Here is a 20,261-nt window from a genome sequence, read left to right as displayed (position 1 = left end):
AGTAGTTAGTTACTCATTATTTCTGATTGGTCTATTTTATCATCGCTTACCATTCTAGTAATCTGGACTTGCAACAAAAAAGTGGACAATTAGATAAAGTTCATACAGCTATTTGTTGATTTTATATTTCCTTTTTAAATTCTTCTATGGTTTTGTATCCTAATGTTGAATGCATTCTTTTTCTGTTGTACCAAGTTTATATCCTTTGAAAGACGGATAGCTCCGCATCGGACCTTAGACCATAATCATGTTTGTATGCCCATTCAACTTTTAAGCTCTTAAAAAAACTTTCGGCGACTGCATTGACCCCACAATTTCCTTTTCTGCTCATACTTTGCTTTACCCTTCCATCATAACTTAAACTCCTTCCATGTTTTAAATTTAGAATAAAGAAAGGAATAAGTACCCAAACTAGTACCTGCTAAAATGAAGAAAGCCTTTCAATTTCTTGAAAGGCTTGTCTTTACTGGGCTCCCCCTCTTGGACTCGAACCAAGGACCCTCTGATTAACAGCCGCAAATGGAGTGTTTTCATTTAGTGCCATTTACCTTCTTATAGTCTGATTATCAATATTTTATGATTTTTTATTTTGCATTTGGTTTTACAATAATTACATTTAATAGCCCATTTGTTGTCCCTATGTTGTCCCCATTATCATCACATGCAACCAGTAGCAGTAGGGTATTACAAATTAAACTATGTAAATGTTGTCCCCAAATGTATAAAATATGATAACGCTCAAGATTGTTCTCAAAAAAAAGTTATTGTCCGATGGGACATATCCAGTCTGTTTGCGCGTTACCAAAGAAAGACAATGTAAACATTACAAAACTCCGTTCAGCGCAAGATTGAACGAATGGATAGAACCCACAGGTAATTTCAATAAAAGAAATTCAAACCACACTCAATTTAATCGACTACTTGTAAAGTTCAAGGAACGAGCTTATAAAATCATTACTGATCTAGAAATTGAGAATCCGGATTATTCAATACGAGACTTCGATAGAAATTATAGAATAACTTTCAATCCCGTGAAGAATGACGTTTTTGCATTTTTTGACGAAATCATAGAAGAGATGACCTTCGCTGGACGGATAGGGAATGCGAAATCGTATAAGGATGCTAAAACCTCCGTTCAGATTTTTCACAAATTCAAGAAATTGAACTTTAGAGAAATAAACTCTTCCTTTTTAAGTAAGTATGATGCCTTTCTCAGATCGAGGGGTGGTACCGATGGTGGCATAGGTGTAAAAATGAGAGCTATTAGGGCACTATTCAATAAAGCAATAGAACGTGGTGTAATCAAAGAAAGTCTATATCCGTTTAAAACCTACAAAATATCAAAGTTAAGAGGCAAAGGTTTCAAACGTGCCTTGGATTTCGAAGAAATCATGTCCATCATTCATTTAGATTTGAACAACAATCCACATTTAATAAACACAAAAAATTATTTCGTTTTTAGCTTCTACACTAGGGGTATGAATTTTGCGGACATGATGAGTTTGGAATGGAAAGATGTTGAAGCCAATATTATTTATTATACTAGAGCAAAAACTAAAGGAAATTTCTCTATTGCTATTATGCCCCCAGTCCAGAAAATATTGGATTACTATCGCATACATGGATATAGCAACAAGTATGTACTTCCACTTCTTTTTCGAGAGGACTATACCCCCACACAACTAGCTGATAGAAAACACAAAATGCTAGGCATATATAACAGGGAGCTTAAGGAACTGGCCACCCTCTGTAAAATCACAAAAAACGTTAGTAGTTATGTAGCTCGTCATAGTTTTGCAAATTGTCTAAAACAAAAAGGGGTTGCCACAGATGTGATTAGTGAATCTTTGGGGCATCAAAATTTGACGGTAACACAGGCGTATTTGAAAGAATTAGATACCGGAATTGTTGACAAGGCGCTTGAGGTGTTATTATAAAAAAAACGAAATATTTTAGCTGATCAAAAAGTTTAAATAAAGGTCAAAAAGTAAACTAATTAATTGATACGGTACTTTAAACTTTATAAGCTCAATGATTGTGTGGTTGGGTAAATGTTCAAATAACGGACCGTTTAATTATACTTAGGGTGTTCGAATAAGAGTTAGTTTAAGAAAGCCATAAATGAAACATTGTGAGATGTGGATATGAACTTTTAGAAAACGGTTTGGCTAAATAGCCTTTATACAGAATAATGTTTTTTCTACGTGATTCTATATTATTCCTTCATTTCAGGTATTCTAAACAATTTCTTCAGATGCTAACTAAAACCAATTGCGGATCGGTCTTCGAACATTTACTATATCCAAAATAAACAATTATGACGGGCGCTCGGGACTAATTTCTAGACCAAAACCAAGCAAATCTGAGATTTATTAAGTAAAAGTCCGCAAATGAAAATCACACTATTTCCTCAATCTATAGGATAATTCAGTGAATTGTATTCAATATTTAGCATCTCGTATAAATTTACCTACAAAATACATTCTACTTTTGTAGTCTTTTCCTACATATAAATATAATTTGAATGAGAATACCTAAGATGAATATCTGTACTATTTATTTGCCCTTTCAAATACTCCATTGGTATAAGCTCGGTATTCATCAGAAAAATATGGTAGTGGAAACAAAAACTTAAAATATCAAGTTCCACACATCTGCAATTTTACTACTTGTCGATTGTTTAACACCTTTAATCGATATTCTTACACACATATTTTATAAATACACAACAAAAAGAAAGAATAAGACTACAAATAATTAATATTTGTTACCTGTTTTATTATCCAAATACGAACCATTTTATGAAATATCAAACTAAATTCCCAAAGAATCATCCCTTGCAAATAGTGTTTTACCTAACCTTGATATTGGGTGGATTACAATTAATGACGGCACAAACTCCAGGTGGCGTATCATCAGATTTGTCTATTTGGCTTAAAGCCGATAGCGATGTTTTTTCTGATACTGGAAGTACAAATGCCATCAATAATGGAACAATCCAACAATGGAATGACCAGTCATCAGGCACTAGCGACTTCGGAATTATCAGCGGCATTATTGGCCCTAGCTACTTCAATGGTATTAGCAATACCTTGAATTTTAATCCACAAGTTAGTTTCAATGGTTCCCAAGCATTGGAAAGTTCAGTATTAATGAGTTATCCTTCTGGGAATAGTGCGCGCCTAATGCGGGTGGTCGCTACACCGACAGCAACGTTTAGCGGAGATGATATTGTATTCGGTCACGGTAGCCCTTCGAATACGCAGGCTCATTTACTAGCAGGTCGTCAGAGTAGTAATACTATGGTTTATGGTTCTTGGGGTGCGACCAACGATAAGTTAAAAACGAATTTTTGGGAGTTGGACACGCCCGTAATTGCCGGCGGAAGATATAATGGTTCTACAACGTTTATTGACAAAAATGGAGTTGAGCAAACCGGGGTCACCGGCAATCCTACTTGGAATACAGTAAACAATATTGCTCGTATCGGTACAGATGTAGCTAGTTCTCCGAGCTTTTTCTGGACAGGGAACATCGCAGAAGTAATTGTTTACGATGCCAATATATCTGCTGCGGATCAACAAAAAATAGATTCGTATCTCGCCTTGAAGTACGGTATTGAAATGGAACAAGACTATTTAGCATCAGATGGCACTACAAACATGTGGGCAGATGATAATGATGGATATGATAGCGATATTTTCGGAATCGGTCGTGACGATAATAGCGGTCTAAATCAAAGAGTTTCCAAATCGGTGAATGCCAATAGTATTTTGAGTATAGCCTTGGATGCCGATTTTACGACAGCCAACACCGATGCCTCCCGTAGTACAACGCATACCAACGACAGGCAGTTTTTGACTTTGGCCAATAACGGTAGCACGATAAGCACACAGTCTACAGAAATCGACGGGACTACCTATAATGTCAGAATAGCTAGGGAATGGAAAGTGGACAAGACCACGAACTTCAACCAATCTATCAACATGAAATTCGAAGGCTTTGACGAAACTTGGACACTTATTAAAGATAGTGATGGCGATTTTACCTCTGGCTTTACTTCTGTAGGCAATTTAAATACCAACGGGGAAATCACAGGAGCATCCTTATCCGATGGCGAGTATCTAACTTTGGCCAAACTTATAGCCGTAGGGCCTGGCGGTGTGGCCTCCGGTTTAGAGTTTTGGGTAAAGGCCGATAGCGGTGTCTTTGAAGATGCCGATGTAAACGGCGGCAGTACCGATATGGCAGAAGATGGAGATGTGGTCGAAGCATGGCATGATGCCTCTGGCCTTGGTAATCACTTAGACGAGCCCAATGGTGGTAATCCTACTTATGTGATAAACGGTATCAACTACAACCCTGCCATAGATTTTGATGGGGATGATTGGCTGCAATGGGATGAAAATGACGCCCCTTGGTTTGAGGGAGATCAAGATATTACTCTTTATTCCGTAGTACAAGCTGACGTAGCTACCGGATTTAGGGGATGGTTGGACACCGACGCTAATAACGAAGGCGCTAGTGAACTATATATCCGATTTACCGACGGTCAAACTGGTATAGCACTTAATGCTACAGGGAATACCGAATCAAGATATTTTGATAATGATGGGAATCCTGGAAATACAATAGAATTCAGGACTACCAAACCCTTGGTCGTTGGTTTTAGTTTTGATGGCACAGGTTCAGTTTCGGGAAGTTCTGGATCAGTCAATAGTATTTACGATGGTTTTTATTATGGAAGGGAATATCCTGTTGCCGATCCCGATGGAATTTCACCTTCAAACAGAATAGGTACAGAAGTTGATCAATTCAGACTTGGTAACGGAGAGGCGGCCAACAGCCCAAGGGATTGGGACGGAAAAATTGCGGAGGTATTTACATACGATAGAATATTGACCGATAACGAACGCCAACGGATCGAGTCCTATTTTTCAATAAAATACGGCACTACTTTTGACCCCGATTTTGATGGCGATGGCGTGGCCGGGGAAACCGGGGCGATCAACGAAGGAGATTATCTGGCCTCCAACAGTTCCGTTATATATGATTATAGCGCTAACAGCGGATATACAACGGATGTTTTTGGTGTCGGGCGTGATGATGTCTCCGGATTGGACCAAAGAGTATCGCAATCGGTTAACACCGCCAACGGACCCATTCTATCCACCGCGGCCGTGTTGGTTACCAGCAATCAAGATCCGGCATTGACCAGCTTGGGCAATGGCAATTTTATGATGATGGCTCATAACAACGGTATCGATAATTCATTTACTTCGAGTTTTGACAGCGGAACCAACAACCGCTCCGACCGTGTATGGAAAATAGAGGAGACCGGTACCGTAGGTAATGTGTACATCGCTATTCCTAAAAGTGGGTACAGCTTCCCTGCGGGGATACCGGCCCTAGTATTGTCCGATGACACCCTATTCGACAGTACTGATACCATTATTAATTTAACCGATGGAGGAACGGTATACGCAGCTTCCATTGATCCGGCTGATGGCCAATTTTTGGCTTTTGTGACTACAACACCGGACTTTTCGGTAAGCGAAACAACATTGACCATTGACGAGAATACGGCCACAAACACCTTTACAGTAGTCCTGGACACCGAACCTACAAGCGATGTCGTTTTCGATGTTTCCAGCGACGATACAGGCGAAGCCACGGTAGATGTAGCGCAGGTAACCTTTACAACTTCAAACTGGGACACCCCACAAACAATAACGGTAACAGGTGTGGATGACGATATCGACCGTGACGATTCGGCAACCATAACGGTGTCGGTAAACGCTGTCGGTTCAGAGGATGCCTTTGATTCGTTGGCAGACCAAACGGTAGCCATCACATTAACGGATGATGATACCGTAGGCTTTACACAAAGTGAAACCGCATTGACCATAGCTGAAGATGGCGGCACAAATACCTTTACGGTAGTCTTGGATAGCGAACCAACGAGCGATGTTGTATTCGATGTATCCAGCGACGATATCAACGAAGCAACCGTAAGTTCGGCACAGTTGACCTTTACGGCAGCCAACTGGGACACCCCACAAACAATAACGGTAACGGGTGTGGATGATGCTGTTGACAGGGACGATTCTGCAACCATAACGGTGACGGTAAACGATACAGATTCGGAAGATACTTTTGACGCTTTGGCAGACCAAACGGTTGCCATTACCTTGACCGATGATGATGCCGTAGGCTTTACACAAAATGAAACCGCATTGACCATAGCTGAAGATGGCGGAACGGACACCTTTACAATCGTATTGGATAGTGAACCAACGAGTGATATTATATTCGATGTATCGAGCAATGATACCGATGAGGCAACGGTAAGTGCCGCACAACTGACCTTCACCGCGGCCAACTGGGATACGCCCCAGACAATAACGGTAACAGGAGTCGAAGATGATATCGACCGGGACGATTCGGCAACAATTACGGTAGCCATCAACGATGCAGGTTCAGAAGATACTTTTGATGCCTTGGCGAACCAAACGGTTGCCATTACCTTGACCGATGATGATACCTTAGGCTTTATCCAAAGTGAAACCGCATTGACCATAGCTGAAGATGGCGGCACAAATACCTTTACGGTAGTTTTGGGTAGTGAACCAGAAAGCGATGTTGTATTCGATGTATCGAGCAATGACACGAATGAGACAACAGTAAGCACAGCACAGTTAACGTTCACGTCAGCCAACTGGGATACCGCACAAACAATAACCATAACCGGTGTGGACGATGATAACGACCGTGATGATTCGGCAACGATCACGGTAGCCATCAACGATGCCGGCTCCGACAATGCCTTCGATGCCTTGGCAGACCAAACGGTTGCCATTACCTTGACCGATGATGATACAGCAGGCTTCACACAAAACGAAACTGCATTGACCATAGCCGAAGATGGCGGAACGGACACCTTTACAATCGTATTGGATAGTGAACCAACGAGCGATGTCGTATTCGATGTATCGAGCAATGATACCGATGAGGCAACGGTAAGTGCCGCACAACTGACCTTCACCGCAGTCAACTGGGATACGCCCCAGACCATAACGGTAACAGGAGTCGAAGATAATATCGACCGCGATGATTCGGCAACCATAACGGTGACGGTAAACGATGCCGGTTCCGACGATACTTTTGATGCTTTGGCAAACCAAACAGTAGCCATTACCTTGACCAATGATGATATCGTAGGCTTTATCCAAAGTGAAACCGCATTGACCATAGCTGAAGATGGCGGCACAAATACCTTTACGGTAGTTTTGGGTAGTGAACCAGAAAGCGATGTTGTATTCGATGTATCGAGCAATGATACGAATGAGACAACAGTAAGCACAGCACAGTTAACGTTCACGTCAGCCAACTGGGATACCGCACAAACAATAACCATAACCGGTGTGGACGATGATATCGACCGTGATGATTCGGCAACGATCACGGTAGCCATCAACGATGCCGGTTCCGACGATGCCTTTGATGCCTTGGCGAACCAAACAGTTGCCATTACCTTGACCGATGATGATGCCGTAGGCTTTACTCAAAGTGAAATTACATTGACCATAGCAGAAGACGGAGGAACGGACACCTTTACAATTATATTGGATAGCGAACCCACAAGCGATGTTGTTTTCGATATATCGAGTGATGACACGAACGAAGCAACGGTAAACGCAACACAACTAACGTTCACGGCGGCCAACTGGGATACCCCACAGACCGCAACGGTGACAGGTGTGGACGATGATATCGACCGTGACGATTCGGCAACCATAACGGTGACGGTAAACGATGCCGGTTCAGACGATGCCTTTGATTCGTCGGCAGACCAGAGCGTGACGATAATCATCACGGATGATGACTTGGATACCGATGGAGATGGAATTCTTGACGGAACGGACAATTGCCCTGCCATAGCTAATAATAGCCAGTTGGATACCGATAGTGATGGAGATGGGGATGTCTGTGACTCCGATGACGACGGTGACGGCACTCCCGATGTTGATGATGATTTCCCATTGGACGAGAACGAGACCACCGATACCGATGGCGATGGAACCGGCGACAATTCCGATACCGATGATGACGGTGACGTTACGCCCGATGTAGACGATGCTTTTCCATTGGACGAGAACGAGGACACCGATACCGATGGCGATGGAACCGGAAACAATGCAGATACGGATGATGACGGTGACGGCACGCCCGATGCGGATGATGATTTCCCATTGGACGAGAACGAGACCACCGATACCGATGGCGATGGAACCGGCGACAATTCCGATACCGATGATGACGGTGACGGCACGCCCGATGCGGATGACGATTTCCCATTGGACGAGAACGAGGATACAGATACCGATGGCGATGGAACCGGAAACAATGCAGATACGGATGATGACGGTGACGGCACTCCCGATGTTGACGATGCTTTCCCATTGGACGAGAACGAGGACACCGATACCGATGGCGATGGAACCGGAAACAATGCAGATACGGATGATGACGGTGACGGCACGCCCGATGTTGACGATGCTTTTCCATTGGACGAGAACGAAGATACAGACACGGATGGCGATGGAATCGGCGATAATGCCGATACCGATGATGATGGTGACGGAATACCTGATGAAGATGACGACTTTCCCTTAGGTGGTGACGAAATTGCTGACAATGATGGTGATGGTATACCCGATGATGAAGATACTGATGACGATAATGATGGCACTCCCGATTTAGACGATGATTTCCCGTTGGATGAAAACGAGGATACGGATACCGACGGCGATGGAACTGGCGACAACTCCGATACCGATGACGACGGTGACGGAATACCGGATAATGAGGATGCCGATGTGGATGGAGATGGGATACTTGATAATGGTCAAGATACCGACGGCGACGGCATCAACGATGAAAACGATGAGACGGACGATCGCCTTGACACTGATGGCGATGGTGTGCCAGATGAAGTTGATGCATTTCCGAACGACCCTGACGAAAGTATAGATGTCGACGGTGATGGCATAGGCTCCAATGCCGATAGCGATGACTCTGACCCCAATGTAGGCTTGGAACAGTCCATTACCGCTGCAGAAGCCTTTACCCCCAATGGCGACAACATCAATGACACTTGGATAGTCCAAGGAATAGAAAACCATCCGAATGCCGTTGTTACAGTCTACAACCGGTACGGGCACGAAGTTTTTAAAACGATTGGTTACCAAAACGATTGGAACGGAAAATCAAGTTCCAGGTCGGAGAACCTGCCTTCGGGAAGCTACTATTATGTCATCGAACTACAGAACGGGTCTGCTCCAGTCAATGGATGGATATTCATAAACTATTAACCAAATCAAACCACGATCGCAATGAAGACCAGCAGCATTTACATCATCCTATTTATATTTTTCTTCTCGGGAAACCTTTTGGCCCAACAAGACCCGAGCTATATCTTCTATAGGTACAGCATGAACTTTGTGAATCCCGCCTATGCAGGCGCAGAAGACCGTACAGAGTTCGCCGCGAACGTCCGTAGTCAATGGTCGGGCGTAGCAGGTGCTCCGGAAACGCAGAGTTTTTTGGCCAGTACCCATATCGGCAAGAACGTGGGTCTAGGTGTAAGTATTATCAACGACAAGACCTTCATCGAAACCCAGACCTCGGTGGCCATTGATTTTTCCTATAAAGTGCAATGGGATAATTATACCAATATCTATTTTGGATTAAAGGCTTCGGGAAATTCCTATAATGCCAATACCGATGGTCTGATGACCTTTGGGATACAGGGGGATCCCTCTTTGATGAATATTGACGGAGGCATAACCCCCAACATTGGTGCAGGGGTATATTTCCAGAACAGAAAACTTTCATTGTCTCTATCCGCCCCAAGTATTTTAAGGCCAAGACGGTTGGAACAAGAAAATGGAACGGCCCGACTCGGCAGGAACAAGTTGCACGTATACCTGATGGGAGCCTATGATATTGAGATTAACGATAAATTGCTTCTGAAACCATCGTCAATGGTTCGGTATGTTGAAAATGCCCCGATTTCAGTCGATCTGACCGCTGCATTACGGTATGACCAAACATTTGAAATTGGTGCGGCCTACAGACTCAATGAAGGTTTTGCAGGGTTTGTACTCTTTAATCTGGATAATAGTTTTGATATTGGGTATGCCTATGAAGCCAATGTGGAGTCTTCTTTGAACAACACCAATAACGGCAGCCATGAGATATTTCTAAAGCTAACCTTACACTAAGAAAATGGTTTTAAGGAAGTTCGATTTAATTCATGGATAATTTTTACTCTTGATAAATTTTAATAGTATGTAAGTCATGAGTCCAATTTTATACCTGTTGGCTATTCAGAGCCTTGTATCCCTCCAAATGTATTAGACTTACTGCGTTAGATTGCAGTTTGGAATTTGGATTCCCCATAGATTTACATTTTTAAAATTTAGAACATGAACAAAAAAGATGTAATTCTGATAACCGGTGCATCCTCTGGTATGGGGCGAGAAACTGCCATAAGATTGGCAAAACAAAGCTATATAGTATATGCTGCAGCCCGTAGAATAGACAAGCTGAATGAGTTAAAAGAGTTTGGATGTATTCCTATTCAGCTTGACATTACCAATGAGCAGGACATAGAACATGCCGTAAGTACTATTGAAAAAGCACATGGTGGTATTGATGTTTTATTTAACAATGCAGGAGTTGCAACCCTAGGCTCATTGGAGGAAACCGCTATTGAAGATGCAAAAAAACTATTTGAGGTCAATCTTTTTGGTCTGGCACATCTTACACAATTGGTTATTCCCTCTATGCGTAAAAAAGGTGCGGGAAAAATTATCAATACGTCTTCTATTGCAGGAAAGGTTCACGGGCCTTTAAGCTCTTGGTATGTGGCTTCAAAACACGCTTTGGAGGGTTTGTCAAGTTCTTTACGTGTGGAATTAAAACCATTTGGAATAGATGTAGTTATTATAAGGCCAGGTGTAGTAAGCACAGGATTGATCGGTACTTATGTAGATCCAATGATAAACCAACCTGAGAACGGATCATATGCAGAAATGACCAAAGTGATAGCTGACTGGTCTAAATCTAGAGACAATAATCCTAAATACTCTTCACCTCCTTCGGTAATTGCCGATACCGTTTTGAAAATAATTAAAAGTAAGAACCCTAAAACGGCCTATGAAGCTGGTAAAACTTCCTCACAAATGATTTGGTCTCGAAAATTATTATCGGACAAAACTTTAGACAAAATGATGCTTCGATTTTTAAAATCATAAAATAATGGAACTTATAAAACACACATCAAATTGGGTAAGCGGAGAAGTTTTTCAAGGTAAAATAATGCTAGTTTTAGGTGTCATAATATGTATTGGAGCATTATTTATTCTTAGAAACAATAATGAAATCCTAAAGGGAATGGTGATTCCAATGGGTCTGATTATCCTGATTCTAATCGGTTATGGTAGCATGCAGGTCATTGCACGCCCAAAGCACTTAGATACCGTTTCCGAAAGTCATACAACCAATCCAAAACAAGCCTTGGAAACCGAACTAATCAAAGCGATGAAAGACGATAAAACGTACAGTATAGTGCCATATATTTGGTTTGTAGGCATTGCCATTGCTGCTATTGTATTTTTCTTATCGTCTCAATATTATTACAAAGGATTAGGACTTGGCTTGATAGGATTATTCCTAACAATGTTAATTTTAGATGCTACTTTACACCACAGGTTGGCAGTTTATTTAAAAGCACTTAAACAATTAATCTAAAAAGTACATTGTCACCAATATTTGGATAAGAATTGCTTCTTTTTGAGCAAAATAATCTTGTTAAAAAATAAGGCAATTGATAATAGTAAAATAACACTTAAAAATAACTATGAAATTTATAGAATACAGCACTCAATGGGCGAAAGGAGAAATGTTCGAAGGATTGTGCGTTATCATTTTTGGGGTCCTGACCTTAGTTTGCACTTTGTTAATCTGGAAATATGGCACCACCATAAACGCAAAGGCATTGGTAATACCATCATTTTTTATCGGGTTACTTTTTAGTTCAATGGGTAGCTTTATGATGTATTCCAACAACAATAGAATTACAGAATTTCAAACGGCCTATCAAGCGGATTCGGAAGAATTTCTTCAAAATGAAAGAATTCGTGTAGAGAGTTTTCAATTTATGTACCCTACATCTCTATCCATAAGTGCTGTATGTTTTTTGGTTGTTATTCTTATGTTTGTTTTTTCTAAAAGCCCAACATATCACGCAATTGGTGTAGCACTTTCCGTTTTTGGCCTATCATTGATTATTTTGGATTATTTTTCGAAAGAAAGAGCTCAAATATACTACGAACATATTCTAAACAATTTACAATGAGCAATATACTACATATAGAAAGTATAAGTGAGATGCACCGTTTGTTACAAGTAGAGAAGCCTGTGCATCCTTTAATATCGATAGTACAACATAGTGAAAAAATGAACCTTAATTTTGGGGTAGACGTTCGCGTTAACAATCACTTGTATTTCATATCCTTAAAGGAAAATATACAAGGTACTTTTCAGTATGGTAGAACTTCTTATGATTTTCAGGAGGGAAGTCTAGTATTTATGCGTCCAGGACAGATTACAACAAGTACTGGAAATCGTAGTCCCGATTTAGGTGGTTGGAGTATTTTTTTTCATCCTGACCTGATTCGACCGTATGCACTTGCCGATTCCATTCAGCAGCGTTCATTTTTTGATTATGACAGTAACGAAGCCTTACATATATCTGAAAAAGAGAAAATATCGCTAAACGAAATTGTCAGGAAGATAAAAAGTGAAATCCATCAAAACATGGATAAGCATACGCAAGATATAATCGTACACAATATAGAATCATTGCTCGGGTATAGTCAACGCTATTTTGACCGCCAATTTCTTACAAGGAAGAGTCAGAACAAAGACTTCGTTACCGAATTCGAGAAATATCTTCATTCTTATTTTGATAGTGATATGCCATCTAAAAATGGAATCCCGTCGGTAAAGGAATGTGGGGAATCTTTGCAAATGTCCGGCAAATATCTTAGCGATCTGCTCAAAAAAGAAACGGGTAAAAGCCTTACCGAACATATTAATCTACATATCGTAGAAACTGCAAAAAATAGGCTCTTGAATTCAAGCGATCCCATCGGTCAAATTGCCTTTAATTTAGGTTTTGAATACCCACAACATTTTAGTAAGATGTTCAAGAACAAGGCCGGTGTAAGCCCAAAAGCGTACCGTAATTTAAATTAATAAATAACTACTAAAAAATAATCGGACAAGTGGCCGCAGTTAACATTGATAGCTCGGCCCGTATTGAAATCCCTGATTCAAGGAATAAAAGGGATATTTTGACAATGAAAGTGGAATTATTAAATAGGAACAGCGTAATTAAATTACTTGAACCTTGTCAGTCGTTGAAAACTATAGTGGAAATGTCGGGAGACAACAAAAAGCTTCTGTCAAAACCTTTGTCCAAATCCTTAAAGTTCAAATAAACCTGATTCCGACTTAATTGAACTATTTTAATTTAACCCAGGTTTATATGGACTTTAAAGATGGCGTTCAAAATCTTGTCTTTGGCTTAAGATACGCACCACAAAAATGCCTTTTTCTATTGGTTCGTAAAAAATAGTATGTGCCTTGTAATTGAATCTTTTTAATTGTGGGGCATATTCAGCCGCACTACGACCTAGCTCTGGATTGATTGCACAAGAAAATATGGGTGTCGTTGAAAATGGCACCATACTGACCCTTGGTACGGCAAACGCGGCGGGGTATCAGCATATCGATTTCCCCAGAAAAAATATCATTATTAAAAGAGGGGCAATCGCCAATTTCAATAATCTCGAAGGACAAAAAGTGGTGGTTACCAAAGTGAGTTCACAAAACGGTAATACCGCAGTAACGCTAAAACGAAAAGACGGACGCAACTTTTTTAGGTTCTGGCCTACAATTACCGCCGATTTTGAAAAAGCTTTGGTCAATAAGGAATTGAAAGTGCCCAACACAAAAAGGGAAGTTTCCATTGACCAATAATAAATAATAATTAGTGTTTATTTTGTTGTTGAAAGCACCGGCCTCACCCATATGAATTTGCTAGGAGTTTGGGTTCCCCTTGGCCGGTGCTTTAGATAACATAATAACGAAAATCTATAATGTTCTCACCACGCAACATTCGGTGTTTTTTCGAAAAAATCATCTTCAGTAGTTTGTATCATTTACACGTATAGATATGAAAGTGGTGCCATTTGATATTTTAGTCCAAAATTATGGATTGCAATAATCACAATAGGTAGGGTCTTCCACTTTCTTTTTATGAGGATACATTTCTTCTTTTGTGAAATTACATTTTTGGCAGGTATAGAGGTAACTTAAGGTAGAATTGGTTGGTGAACCACATAAACTGCATTCCAAACCCTTTTTTGAATCGGTGACCCCAAAACCTGGAACATCGCACTGAGGGCAGCACGAATTTAACTTAACAACCAATTTTTTGGCCGTAGTTTCAATTACGGCCATTCGATTAGGGTTGTACATTGCTCTCATATCGGTTTCTGCGTAGATTATCGCACCTTTTTTGTATAACGAATGAAATGCATTTTTTAAATCATCAACATTCGAAATACCTTTGATGATATGATTGTTGTCGGTCTTCGATTTGCGAAGTATTATCCCATGGGAGGGAAACTTGACTAAAGCTGCAAAGTCAAAAAGGTCTTCTTCATTCTTAATTTCTTTGCCGTTGAAGTTGGTTTCCAAACTTAATTCCCTGGTGATTACCTCCAAATTATTTTTCTTGTCCAAAAAAATCAAAAATTCGTCGTCGGCACTTGCAAAAAACAATGAAGGATGGGGGCCAAAAGACCCCTCACTTGCCACCCCCAAATCACAGTTGTTGATTTCCATTGCCAAAAGGCATTTTTGTCTTGCGGTTGCTATTGGGTCAAGTTCCCTTTCGATTTCTCCTGTAAAAGTGCCTAAAGCATCCGTATCAAAGTTTTCATCCACGAAGCAGTGTACACCGAGATTTTCATCCAACAAAGGGGCTATTACCTTTTCTTTGCTATGTTTTGTAGCAATTATTAGTTTTCTGTTTTTAAATAATTCCAAGCTCATTTAAGTTGTTGGTGTTTATTTGTTTTTTGTTGCTCTTACTAACCTATCGTTAATGGATTTACCCAATCCAAAGTCTGGAAAAATTTCGGCTACAATCATATCCAAATTTAATTTATCTAACTTGTGCAGGGTACCGTATAATTTTGATGCTGCTTCTTTTAAATCGCCTTTTTTTGACAATACCTCTACATGTTCCATATTCGAAGAATCTATCTCACCAGAGAATCGTAGCACACCAATCTTTTTCCCGGTGTAGTCTTTTATGAATTTTTCTGCATTTTTTACTAGATAGGTTTTTGTTTCGGGTGCGTAGTGTCGAGCTAACATTCCAGGTGCATTTGGGGCTAATTCTTTCTTGTTCTTTACTTTTACCTCGCCAATAATAGTTGTAATTTCTTCAATGGAAATAGCGCCGAGCCGATATAGTAAGGGTTCGTTATTTTCGAAGCCAATAATCGTAGATTCTATTCCGTTTTTACAGTCTCCACCCTCAAGCACCATTGGTATGGTGTTCTTAAAATAGCTCTCAACATGTTTCGAACTAGTGGGACTGATACTACCAAATGGATTTGCACTTGGTGCAGCCAATGGAAAGGATAATTCCTTTAATAAAGCTAACGTGATAGGATGGTTTGGTATTCTTACGGCAACGGTATCTTTTCCTGCAGTTATTAAATCCAGTATGTCCGATCGTTTCTTTAATATTAGAGTTAAAGAACCTGGCCAAAAGGCTTTTGCAAGCATTTTGGCTTTATCGGCAAATTCACTTACTATTTCTTGTATTTTTTCTATAGAGTGAACATGGACTACTAGGGGATTGAATAAGGGCCTTTGTTTTACCTGAAATATTTTCCGAATTGCTTTTTCACTGTAGATATTTCCCGCCAAGCCATAAACCGTCTCGGTAGGTATTGCTACTACATCTTCATTATTTACGATTTCAATGGCTTTTGTAATGTCTTTTGAAACAAGGGTCATATTTGGCATTTTTATTTTTTGAAATCTATTGCCATACCTGATTTTTCTTCATAAAATAATCCATGGTCATAAACTAGATTTCCATTCACAAATGTTTGTTTGATTTCCGTTTGAAATGTTGTTCCCTCCAATGGTGACCAACCGCATTTGTACAGTAGGTTGTCTTTAGCAACGGTCCATTGGCTATTCAAGTCTACCAAGGTCAAATCTGCGAAATAACCTTCTCGAATAAAGCCTCTGTTTGTCATACTATAGAGAATTGCAGGGTTGTGACACATTTTCTCAACTATTTTCTCTAATGAAATTAGGTCTTGTTTATAAAACTCTAACATACAGTTTAAGGAATGTTGTACCATTGGTGCTCCTGACATAGATTGGAAATAGGGTTTTTGTTTTTCCTCTAAAGTGTGTGGAGCATGGTCCGTGGTAATAATATCTATTTTATCATCAAGTAATGCCTTTAACAAGCCTTCTTTATCCTGTTCAGTTTTTATGGCTGGATTCCATTTAATAAGCATTCCTAATCGCTCATAGTCTTTGTCTGAAAACCAAAGGTGATGTACAGAGACTTCAGTTGTTATTTTTTTCTCTTGTAGCGGAATGTCATTTTGAAATAAGTGCGTTTCTGCTTCAGTGGTTAAATGTAGGATATGTAGTCTGGCATTGTGTTTTTGAGCTAATTCAATAGCTTGTTTGGTCGCCTCATAACACCCTTCAGTACTTCTAATTATTGGATGAAACTTTGCGGGAATATCATCGCCATATTTTTCTCTAAAAGCCTGTTCATTTTTTTCTACTACCGCTTCTTTTTCGGAATGAATAGCGATAATAGATTTGCAGTTAGCAAATAGTTTTTCCATTGTCTCTGGATTATCGGCAAGTAGATTTCCTTTTTTGGTAAAATATAAACCGTCATCCGAAACACCAATAAATTGGCTGGTGTCTGTTTTTATTACATCTTCAATATTATCTCCGTTTACACCAAGGAAAAACGAGTAGTTGGCTAAAGATTTTTTTGAAGCAATTTCATACTTTTCCTTTAGGCTTTCAACGGTTAAAATATTCGGAACCGTATTTGGCATGTCAATAAATGAAGTTGTGCCACCAGCTATAGCCGCTTTACTTTCGGTATATAAATCTCCCTTGTGTGTAAGTCCTGGATCTCTAAAATGAACTTGCCCGTCAATAATACCTGGGAAGAGGTGTTTATCTGTTCCGTCAATTACGTTGTGGTTTGGTTCAACATAAATATTTCCGATTTTCTGAATAATTCCGTCGTAAATAAGAATATCGGTCGTAGTGCTGTATCCTTCGTTGACCATGGTTATATTTTTTATCAGGTATTTTAATGTCATTTTATTCCCTATGTATTAGAAAGTTGGCGCTGGGATCCGATAATAGCTTCGAAATGTAACCAAGGACTACTTAGCTAAGTAGTCCTTGGTTTTGCTCTCAGTTTAGGATTATTGCCCTTTCCCTTTCTTTATTAATCTACCCCTCCATCTGTGAGCTACTTTCTATTGCCCTTGTCCCATTGAAAAACTGATTTCACCATCAAAACGACAAAGGTTTTCTGTTTTGATAATGTCAAGACCCGCTTCTGAAATAAGGGTGCAAAGTTCAAGAACGTTTTGATAACTACCAGCTACATCCATCTTATCCGTAGTAAAACGACATCTCCAGTGATCTGTAGAAAAGGTTTCAGGAAGGCCATCAGGATATACTTTAACCCCTCTGTTAGTAATCAGTTTGTTTTCAAAAGAACCAGCTTTGAACTTGCTCAGGATATCGCCTAGAACATTGGGGTCTCTTTTTTCACCGTTCCAGTGAAGAAAAATATCTACGCCCACCAATTCTTTTTTAGCTGGTTTTGTTCTGGTATAATGCCCCTGTATTTTATGGGTACTACCAGCACTATATTCAACGGACTTTAGTTTTTTGGGTTTTTGACCGAGCCTTTGAATGACTGCTTTAGCAAAGCCGGAGGTGCTTACTTTTTCCTTACTCACCACTTCTTTGAAAAGGTCATAGGTGTGTACCCCATCTTCCATCGTCCTCAACCAGGCATTATGTATCTTTTCAGCTACTTTGGGTTGGCCAATATAGACTAACATTTGTATGGCACCCAATAATAGACCAGATGGATTGGCCATATCTTGACCAGCTCTACGGGGGGCTGAACCATGAATCGCTTCGAACATTGCATATTCAGCACCAATATTGGCACTTCCTCCAAGACCTACCGATCCCGTGATCTGTGCCGCTACATCGGAAAGAATATCACCATATAAATTTGGCATCACTATGACATCAAAATTTTCGGGGGTGTCGGCTAGTTTGGCAGCCCCTATATCCACGATCCAATGTTCACTTTCTAAATCAGGATATTCTTGAGCTATGTCATCGAACATTTTATGGAACAATCCATCGGTAAGTTTCATGATATTGTCCTTGGTAAAACAAGTCACCTTTTTCCTTTTATAAGCTTTGGCATATTCAAAAGCAAAACGGATGATTTTTTCGGTGCCAGGTTTGGTAATAAGTTTTAGGCATTGGGTAACTTCATCCGTTTGTTGGTGTTCTATACCAGCATAAAGATCTTCTTCGTTTTCTCGAATAATTACGAGGTCCATAATCGGATGTTTGGTAGCCACATAAGGATGGTAAGAAATACAAGGCCTTACATTGGCATAAAGTCCGAGGGTTTTACGGGTGGTAACATTCAAACTTTTAAAGCCACCTCCTTGGGGAGTCGTAATGGGTGCTTTCAAAAATACTTTGGTTCTGCGCAGCGATTCCCATGATTCCGGGGCAATACCTGCACTGTTCCCTTGTAGATATACTTTTTCACCAATTTCGATAGGTTCAATTTCTAATTGGGCTCCCGCTGCTTTCATGATGTTAAGCGTGGCATCCATAATCTCAGGGCCGATACCGTCCCCATGTGCAACCGTGATTTTCGTCATAATGAAGTGTATTTAATTTTTCGAGAGTCAAAATTAAAGGTATCATTTCATTAATTTTTATTAATGTTTTCTATCGAATACATAAATATATTTTATGATATTGTATCGTTGATAATATACTTGTCCTTAAAAATATCCGTGGGCCGACAAGAGCTTTATTAGATGACGGAATTAGTTAGGACGGTATACTAATTATACGTTCTAAAAAACCAATTTGTACTTTTTAAATTGTCATTTATACTCTTTTCAGAATGTACCTTTTGGAAAGAGTTTATTATTTGGCACAAATTTTAGTATCTTCCTTTAGAGTTCAAATAAAGTATATTATGGATTTAATCACTTTTATTGAGATAAGCGCCGGAAAGTTTGACCGCTTAGGTGAATTGTCTAGAGATATCTTACTGGACGGAGATTTTCCCAAGGAACAATCAGACAAGGAGATGTTTGAATGTATTGATTTCAAGATGATTGGTCCACTAAATAGTCAAATATACCTTGGATTGAAAAGAGCATATTTAAAGTTTAAATAGGGGATGAAAAAATCAGAAATAGAAAAAATCAATCCTATACTTAAGGAAACGTTTCAACCGTTGTTTGAAAAAGGATTTATTAGCAAAGAAGAGTTTGATAAAATAATTACTTCTGAAATATCTAGTCCAGATACTTACCTGGTTAACTTATTTGGTCAATTTAGAACAAACGAGATTGAAACAGCAATGAAATTGGAATATCTAAAGTCTAAATAGAGTAGAGCTAAAAAGAAACTAAACATGCCTAGTAGATAATTTCTTTCCTTTTTCCAATAAGACCAACCTTCACAAAATGAAAGCTGTGCATTAAAATTTTTAGCGATAGTTTTTATTTGATGCCAAATAAACTTTTATTTTTTAATAGCAATCCATTAGAATCTGCCCATTATTTTCAAAATCACTTAATGGTTGTTGTAATTGGGTAGTCGTAATTTCCTCTAAAGTATCTAGTACGGAGTGTTGCATTGCCATAGAGCCACATAACATAAAAACACCACCGTTTTTAAGTGTTTTAGCCACTTCGGTTTGTTGCTTCAATAAAACATCTTGTACATACCTTTTCTCTTTGGTCTGAGATAATGCTATTTGAAATGAT

15 protein-coding genes and 2 pseudogenes are annotated in these 20,261 nt (G+C 39.6%); 10 read left to right on the top strand and 7 right to left on the bottom strand.

What is annotated here, in order from left to right; all coding sequences use genetic code 11:
* Nucleotides 1-121 precede the first annotated feature (121 nt).
* Nucleotides 122-358, bottom strand: a pseudogene (locus ES765_RS22380) (integrase core domain-containing protein); the annotation flags it as partial.
* A 370-nt stretch (nucleotides 359-728) separates the two neighbouring features.
* Between ES765_RS22380 and ES765_RS14985 the strand changes: the two are divergent.
* From ES765_RS14985 to ES765_RS14955, 7 genes are all read left to right on the top strand, one after another.
* Nucleotides 729-1,937 (top strand): site-specific integrase, encoded by a 1,209-nt coding sequence (locus tag ES765_RS14985; RefSeq protein WP_138115125.1) that lies wholly within the window; start codon nucleotides 729-731, stop codon nucleotides 1,935-1,937.
* A gap of 864 nt (nucleotides 1,938-2,801) precedes the next feature.
* Nucleotides 2,802-9,374, top strand: coding sequence for a gliding motility-associated C-terminal domain-containing protein (locus ES765_RS14980; RefSeq protein ID WP_138115124.1), 6,573 nt, complete (start codon nucleotides 2,802-2,804; stop codon nucleotides 9,372-9,374).
* A gap of 21 nt (nucleotides 9,375-9,395) precedes the next feature.
* Nucleotides 9,396-10,286: a type IX secretion system membrane protein PorP/SprF gene (locus tag ES765_RS14975; RefSeq protein WP_138115123.1), complete on the top strand. Its 891-nt coding sequence runs from the start codon at nucleotides 9,396-9,398 to the stop codon at nucleotides 10,284-10,286.
* Nucleotides 10,287-10,490: 204 nt separating this feature from the next.
* A complete protein-coding gene (locus tag ES765_RS14970) occupies nucleotides 10,491-11,321 on the top strand; it encodes an oxidoreductase (RefSeq protein WP_138115122.1) in 831 nt (276 codons plus the stop codon).
* 4 nt (nucleotides 11,322-11,325) lie between these two features.
* Entirely contained in the window at nucleotides 11,326-11,817 is a 492-nt protein-coding gene (locus ES765_RS14965; protein WP_138115121.1) for a hypothetical protein, read from the top strand.
* Nucleotides 11,818-11,926: 109 nt separating this feature from the next.
* Nucleotides 11,927-12,424, top strand: coding sequence for a hypothetical protein (locus ES765_RS14960; RefSeq protein ID WP_138115120.1), 498 nt, complete (start codon nucleotides 11,927-11,929; stop codon nucleotides 12,422-12,424).
* A complete protein-coding gene (locus tag ES765_RS14955; protein ID WP_138115119.1) occupies nucleotides 12,421-13,326 on the top strand; it encodes a helix-turn-helix domain-containing protein in 906 nt (301 codons plus the stop codon). Before ES765_RS14960 ends, ES765_RS14955 begins: the two co-directional genes overlap by 4 nt.
* A gap of 299 nt (nucleotides 13,327-13,625) precedes the next feature.
* Here the strand turns inward: ES765_RS14955 and ES765_RS22975 are convergent, their stop codons facing one another.
* Nucleotides 13,626-13,781 carry a type II toxin-antitoxin system RelE/ParE family toxin gene (locus tag ES765_RS22975; protein ID WP_410504667.1) on the bottom strand — a complete coding sequence of 52 codons (156 nt, stop codon included), beginning with the start codon at nucleotides 13,779-13,781 and terminating at the stop codon, nucleotides 13,626-13,628.
* Between ES765_RS22975 and ES765_RS14945 the strand changes: the two genes are divergently transcribed.
* A complete protein-coding gene (locus tag ES765_RS14945; RefSeq protein WP_249356484.1) occupies nucleotides 13,723-14,112 on the top strand; it encodes a hypothetical protein in 390 nt (129 codons plus the stop codon). The two genes, ES765_RS22975 and ES765_RS14945, sit on opposite strands and share 59 nt — an antisense overlap.
* Nucleotides 14,113-14,343: 231 nt before the next feature.
* Here ES765_RS14945 and ES765_RS14940 read toward each other — a convergent pair whose 3' ends face one another.
* From ES765_RS14940 to ES765_RS14925, 4 genes are all read right to left on the bottom strand, one after another.
* The gene (locus ES765_RS14940) at nucleotides 14,344-15,192 is read right to left on the bottom strand and encodes a DUF6671 family protein (RefSeq protein ID WP_138115116.1); all 849 of its coding nucleotides are present in this window, start codon (nucleotides 15,190-15,192) and stop codon (nucleotides 14,344-14,346) included.
* 15 nt (nucleotides 15,193-15,207) lie between these two features.
* Complete coding sequence (locus tag ES765_RS14935) at nucleotides 15,208-16,170, bottom strand: L-threonylcarbamoyladenylate synthase (RefSeq protein WP_138115115.1); 963 nt, start codon at nucleotides 16,168-16,170, stop codon at nucleotides 15,208-15,210.
* 11 nt (nucleotides 16,171-16,181) lie between these two features.
* The gene (locus tag ES765_RS14930) at nucleotides 16,182-17,525 is read right to left on the bottom strand and encodes a dihydroorotase (RefSeq protein ID WP_138115114.1); all 1,344 of its coding nucleotides are present in this window, start codon (nucleotides 17,523-17,525) and stop codon (nucleotides 16,182-16,184) included.
* Between the two features lie 162 nt (nucleotides 17,526-17,687).
* Nucleotides 17,688-19,136 (bottom strand): NADP-dependent isocitrate dehydrogenase, encoded by a 1,449-nt coding sequence (locus ES765_RS14925; protein WP_138115113.1) that lies wholly within the window; start codon nucleotides 19,134-19,136, stop codon nucleotides 17,688-17,690.
* Between the two features lie 326 nt (nucleotides 19,137-19,462).
* Here ES765_RS14925 and ES765_RS14920 point away from each other — a divergent pair, with 326 nt between their 5' ends.
* Together ES765_RS14920 and ES765_RS14915 are read left to right on the top strand one after the other, a co-directional pair.
* Nucleotides 19,463-19,666: a hypothetical protein gene (locus ES765_RS14920; protein WP_138115112.1), complete on the top strand. Its 204-nt coding sequence runs from the start codon at nucleotides 19,463-19,465 to the stop codon at nucleotides 19,664-19,666.
* A gap of 3 nt (nucleotides 19,667-19,669) precedes the next feature.
* On the top strand, nucleotides 19,670-19,882 hold the full coding sequence (locus ES765_RS14915) for a glycogen/starch/alpha-glucan phosphorylase (protein WP_138115111.1): 213 nt from the start codon (nucleotides 19,670-19,672) through the stop codon (nucleotides 19,880-19,882).
* 141 nt (nucleotides 19,883-20,023) lie between these two features.
* Here the strand turns inward: ES765_RS14915 and ES765_RS21805 are convergent.
* Nucleotides 20,024-20,261 (bottom strand): annotated as a pseudogene (locus ES765_RS21805) (FAD-binding oxidoreductase); the annotation flags it as partial.

It is taken from the genome of Maribacter sp. ACAM166, from assembly GCF_005771495.1.
Classification (GTDB): Bacteria; Bacteroidota; Bacteroidia; order Flavobacteriales; family Flavobacteriaceae; genus Maribacter.
Note: the sequence above shows the minus strand (reverse complement) of the source record. Positions and strands in the feature narration are given on the sequence as shown.

Excerpts from the sequence above, each read along its gene's own strand:
- ES765_RS14985 (WP_138115125.1), top strand. The coding sequence starts at position 729 with ATGATAACGCTCAAGATTGTTCTCAAAAAAAAGTTATTGTCCGATGGG.
- ES765_RS14980 (WP_138115124.1), top strand. The coding sequence starts at position 2,802 with ATGAAATATCAAACTAAATTCCCAAAGAATCATCCCTTGCAAATAGTG.
- ES765_RS14975 (WP_138115123.1), top strand. The coding sequence starts at position 9,396 with ATGAAGACCAGCAGCATTTACATCATCCTATTTATATTTTTCTTCTCG.
- ES765_RS14970 (WP_138115122.1), top strand. The coding sequence starts at position 10,491 with ATGAACAAAAAAGATGTAATTCTGATAACCGGTGCATCCTCTGGTATG.
- ES765_RS14965 (WP_138115121.1), top strand. The coding sequence starts at position 11,326 with ATGGAACTTATAAAACACACATCAAATTGGGTAAGCGGAGAAGTTTTT.
- ES765_RS14960 (WP_138115120.1), top strand. The coding sequence starts at position 11,927 with ATGAAATTTATAGAATACAGCACTCAATGGGCGAAAGGAGAAATGTTC.
- ES765_RS14955 (WP_138115119.1), top strand. The coding sequence starts at position 12,421 with ATGAGCAATATACTACATATAGAAAGTATAAGTGAGATGCACCGTTTG.
- ES765_RS14940 (WP_138115116.1), bottom strand. The coding sequence starts at position 15,192 with ATGAGCTTGGAATTATTTAAAAACAGAAAACTAATAATTGCTACAAAA.
- ES765_RS14935 (WP_138115115.1), bottom strand. The coding sequence starts at position 16,170 with ATGACCCTTGTTTCAAAAGACATTACAAAAGCCATTGAAATCGTAAAT.
- ES765_RS14930 (WP_138115114.1), bottom strand. The coding sequence starts at position 17,525 with ATGACATTAAAATACCTGATAAAAAATATAACCATGGTCAACGAAGGA.
- ES765_RS14925 (WP_138115113.1), bottom strand. The coding sequence starts at position 19,136 with ATGACGAAAATCACGGTTGCACATGGGGACGGTATCGGCCCTGAGATT.
- ES765_RS14920 (WP_138115112.1), top strand. The coding sequence starts at position 19,463 with ATGGATTTAATCACTTTTATTGAGATAAGCGCCGGAAAGTTTGACCGC.
- ES765_RS14915 (WP_138115111.1), top strand. The coding sequence starts at position 19,670 with ATGAAAAAATCAGAAATAGAAAAAATCAATCCTATACTTAAGGAAACG.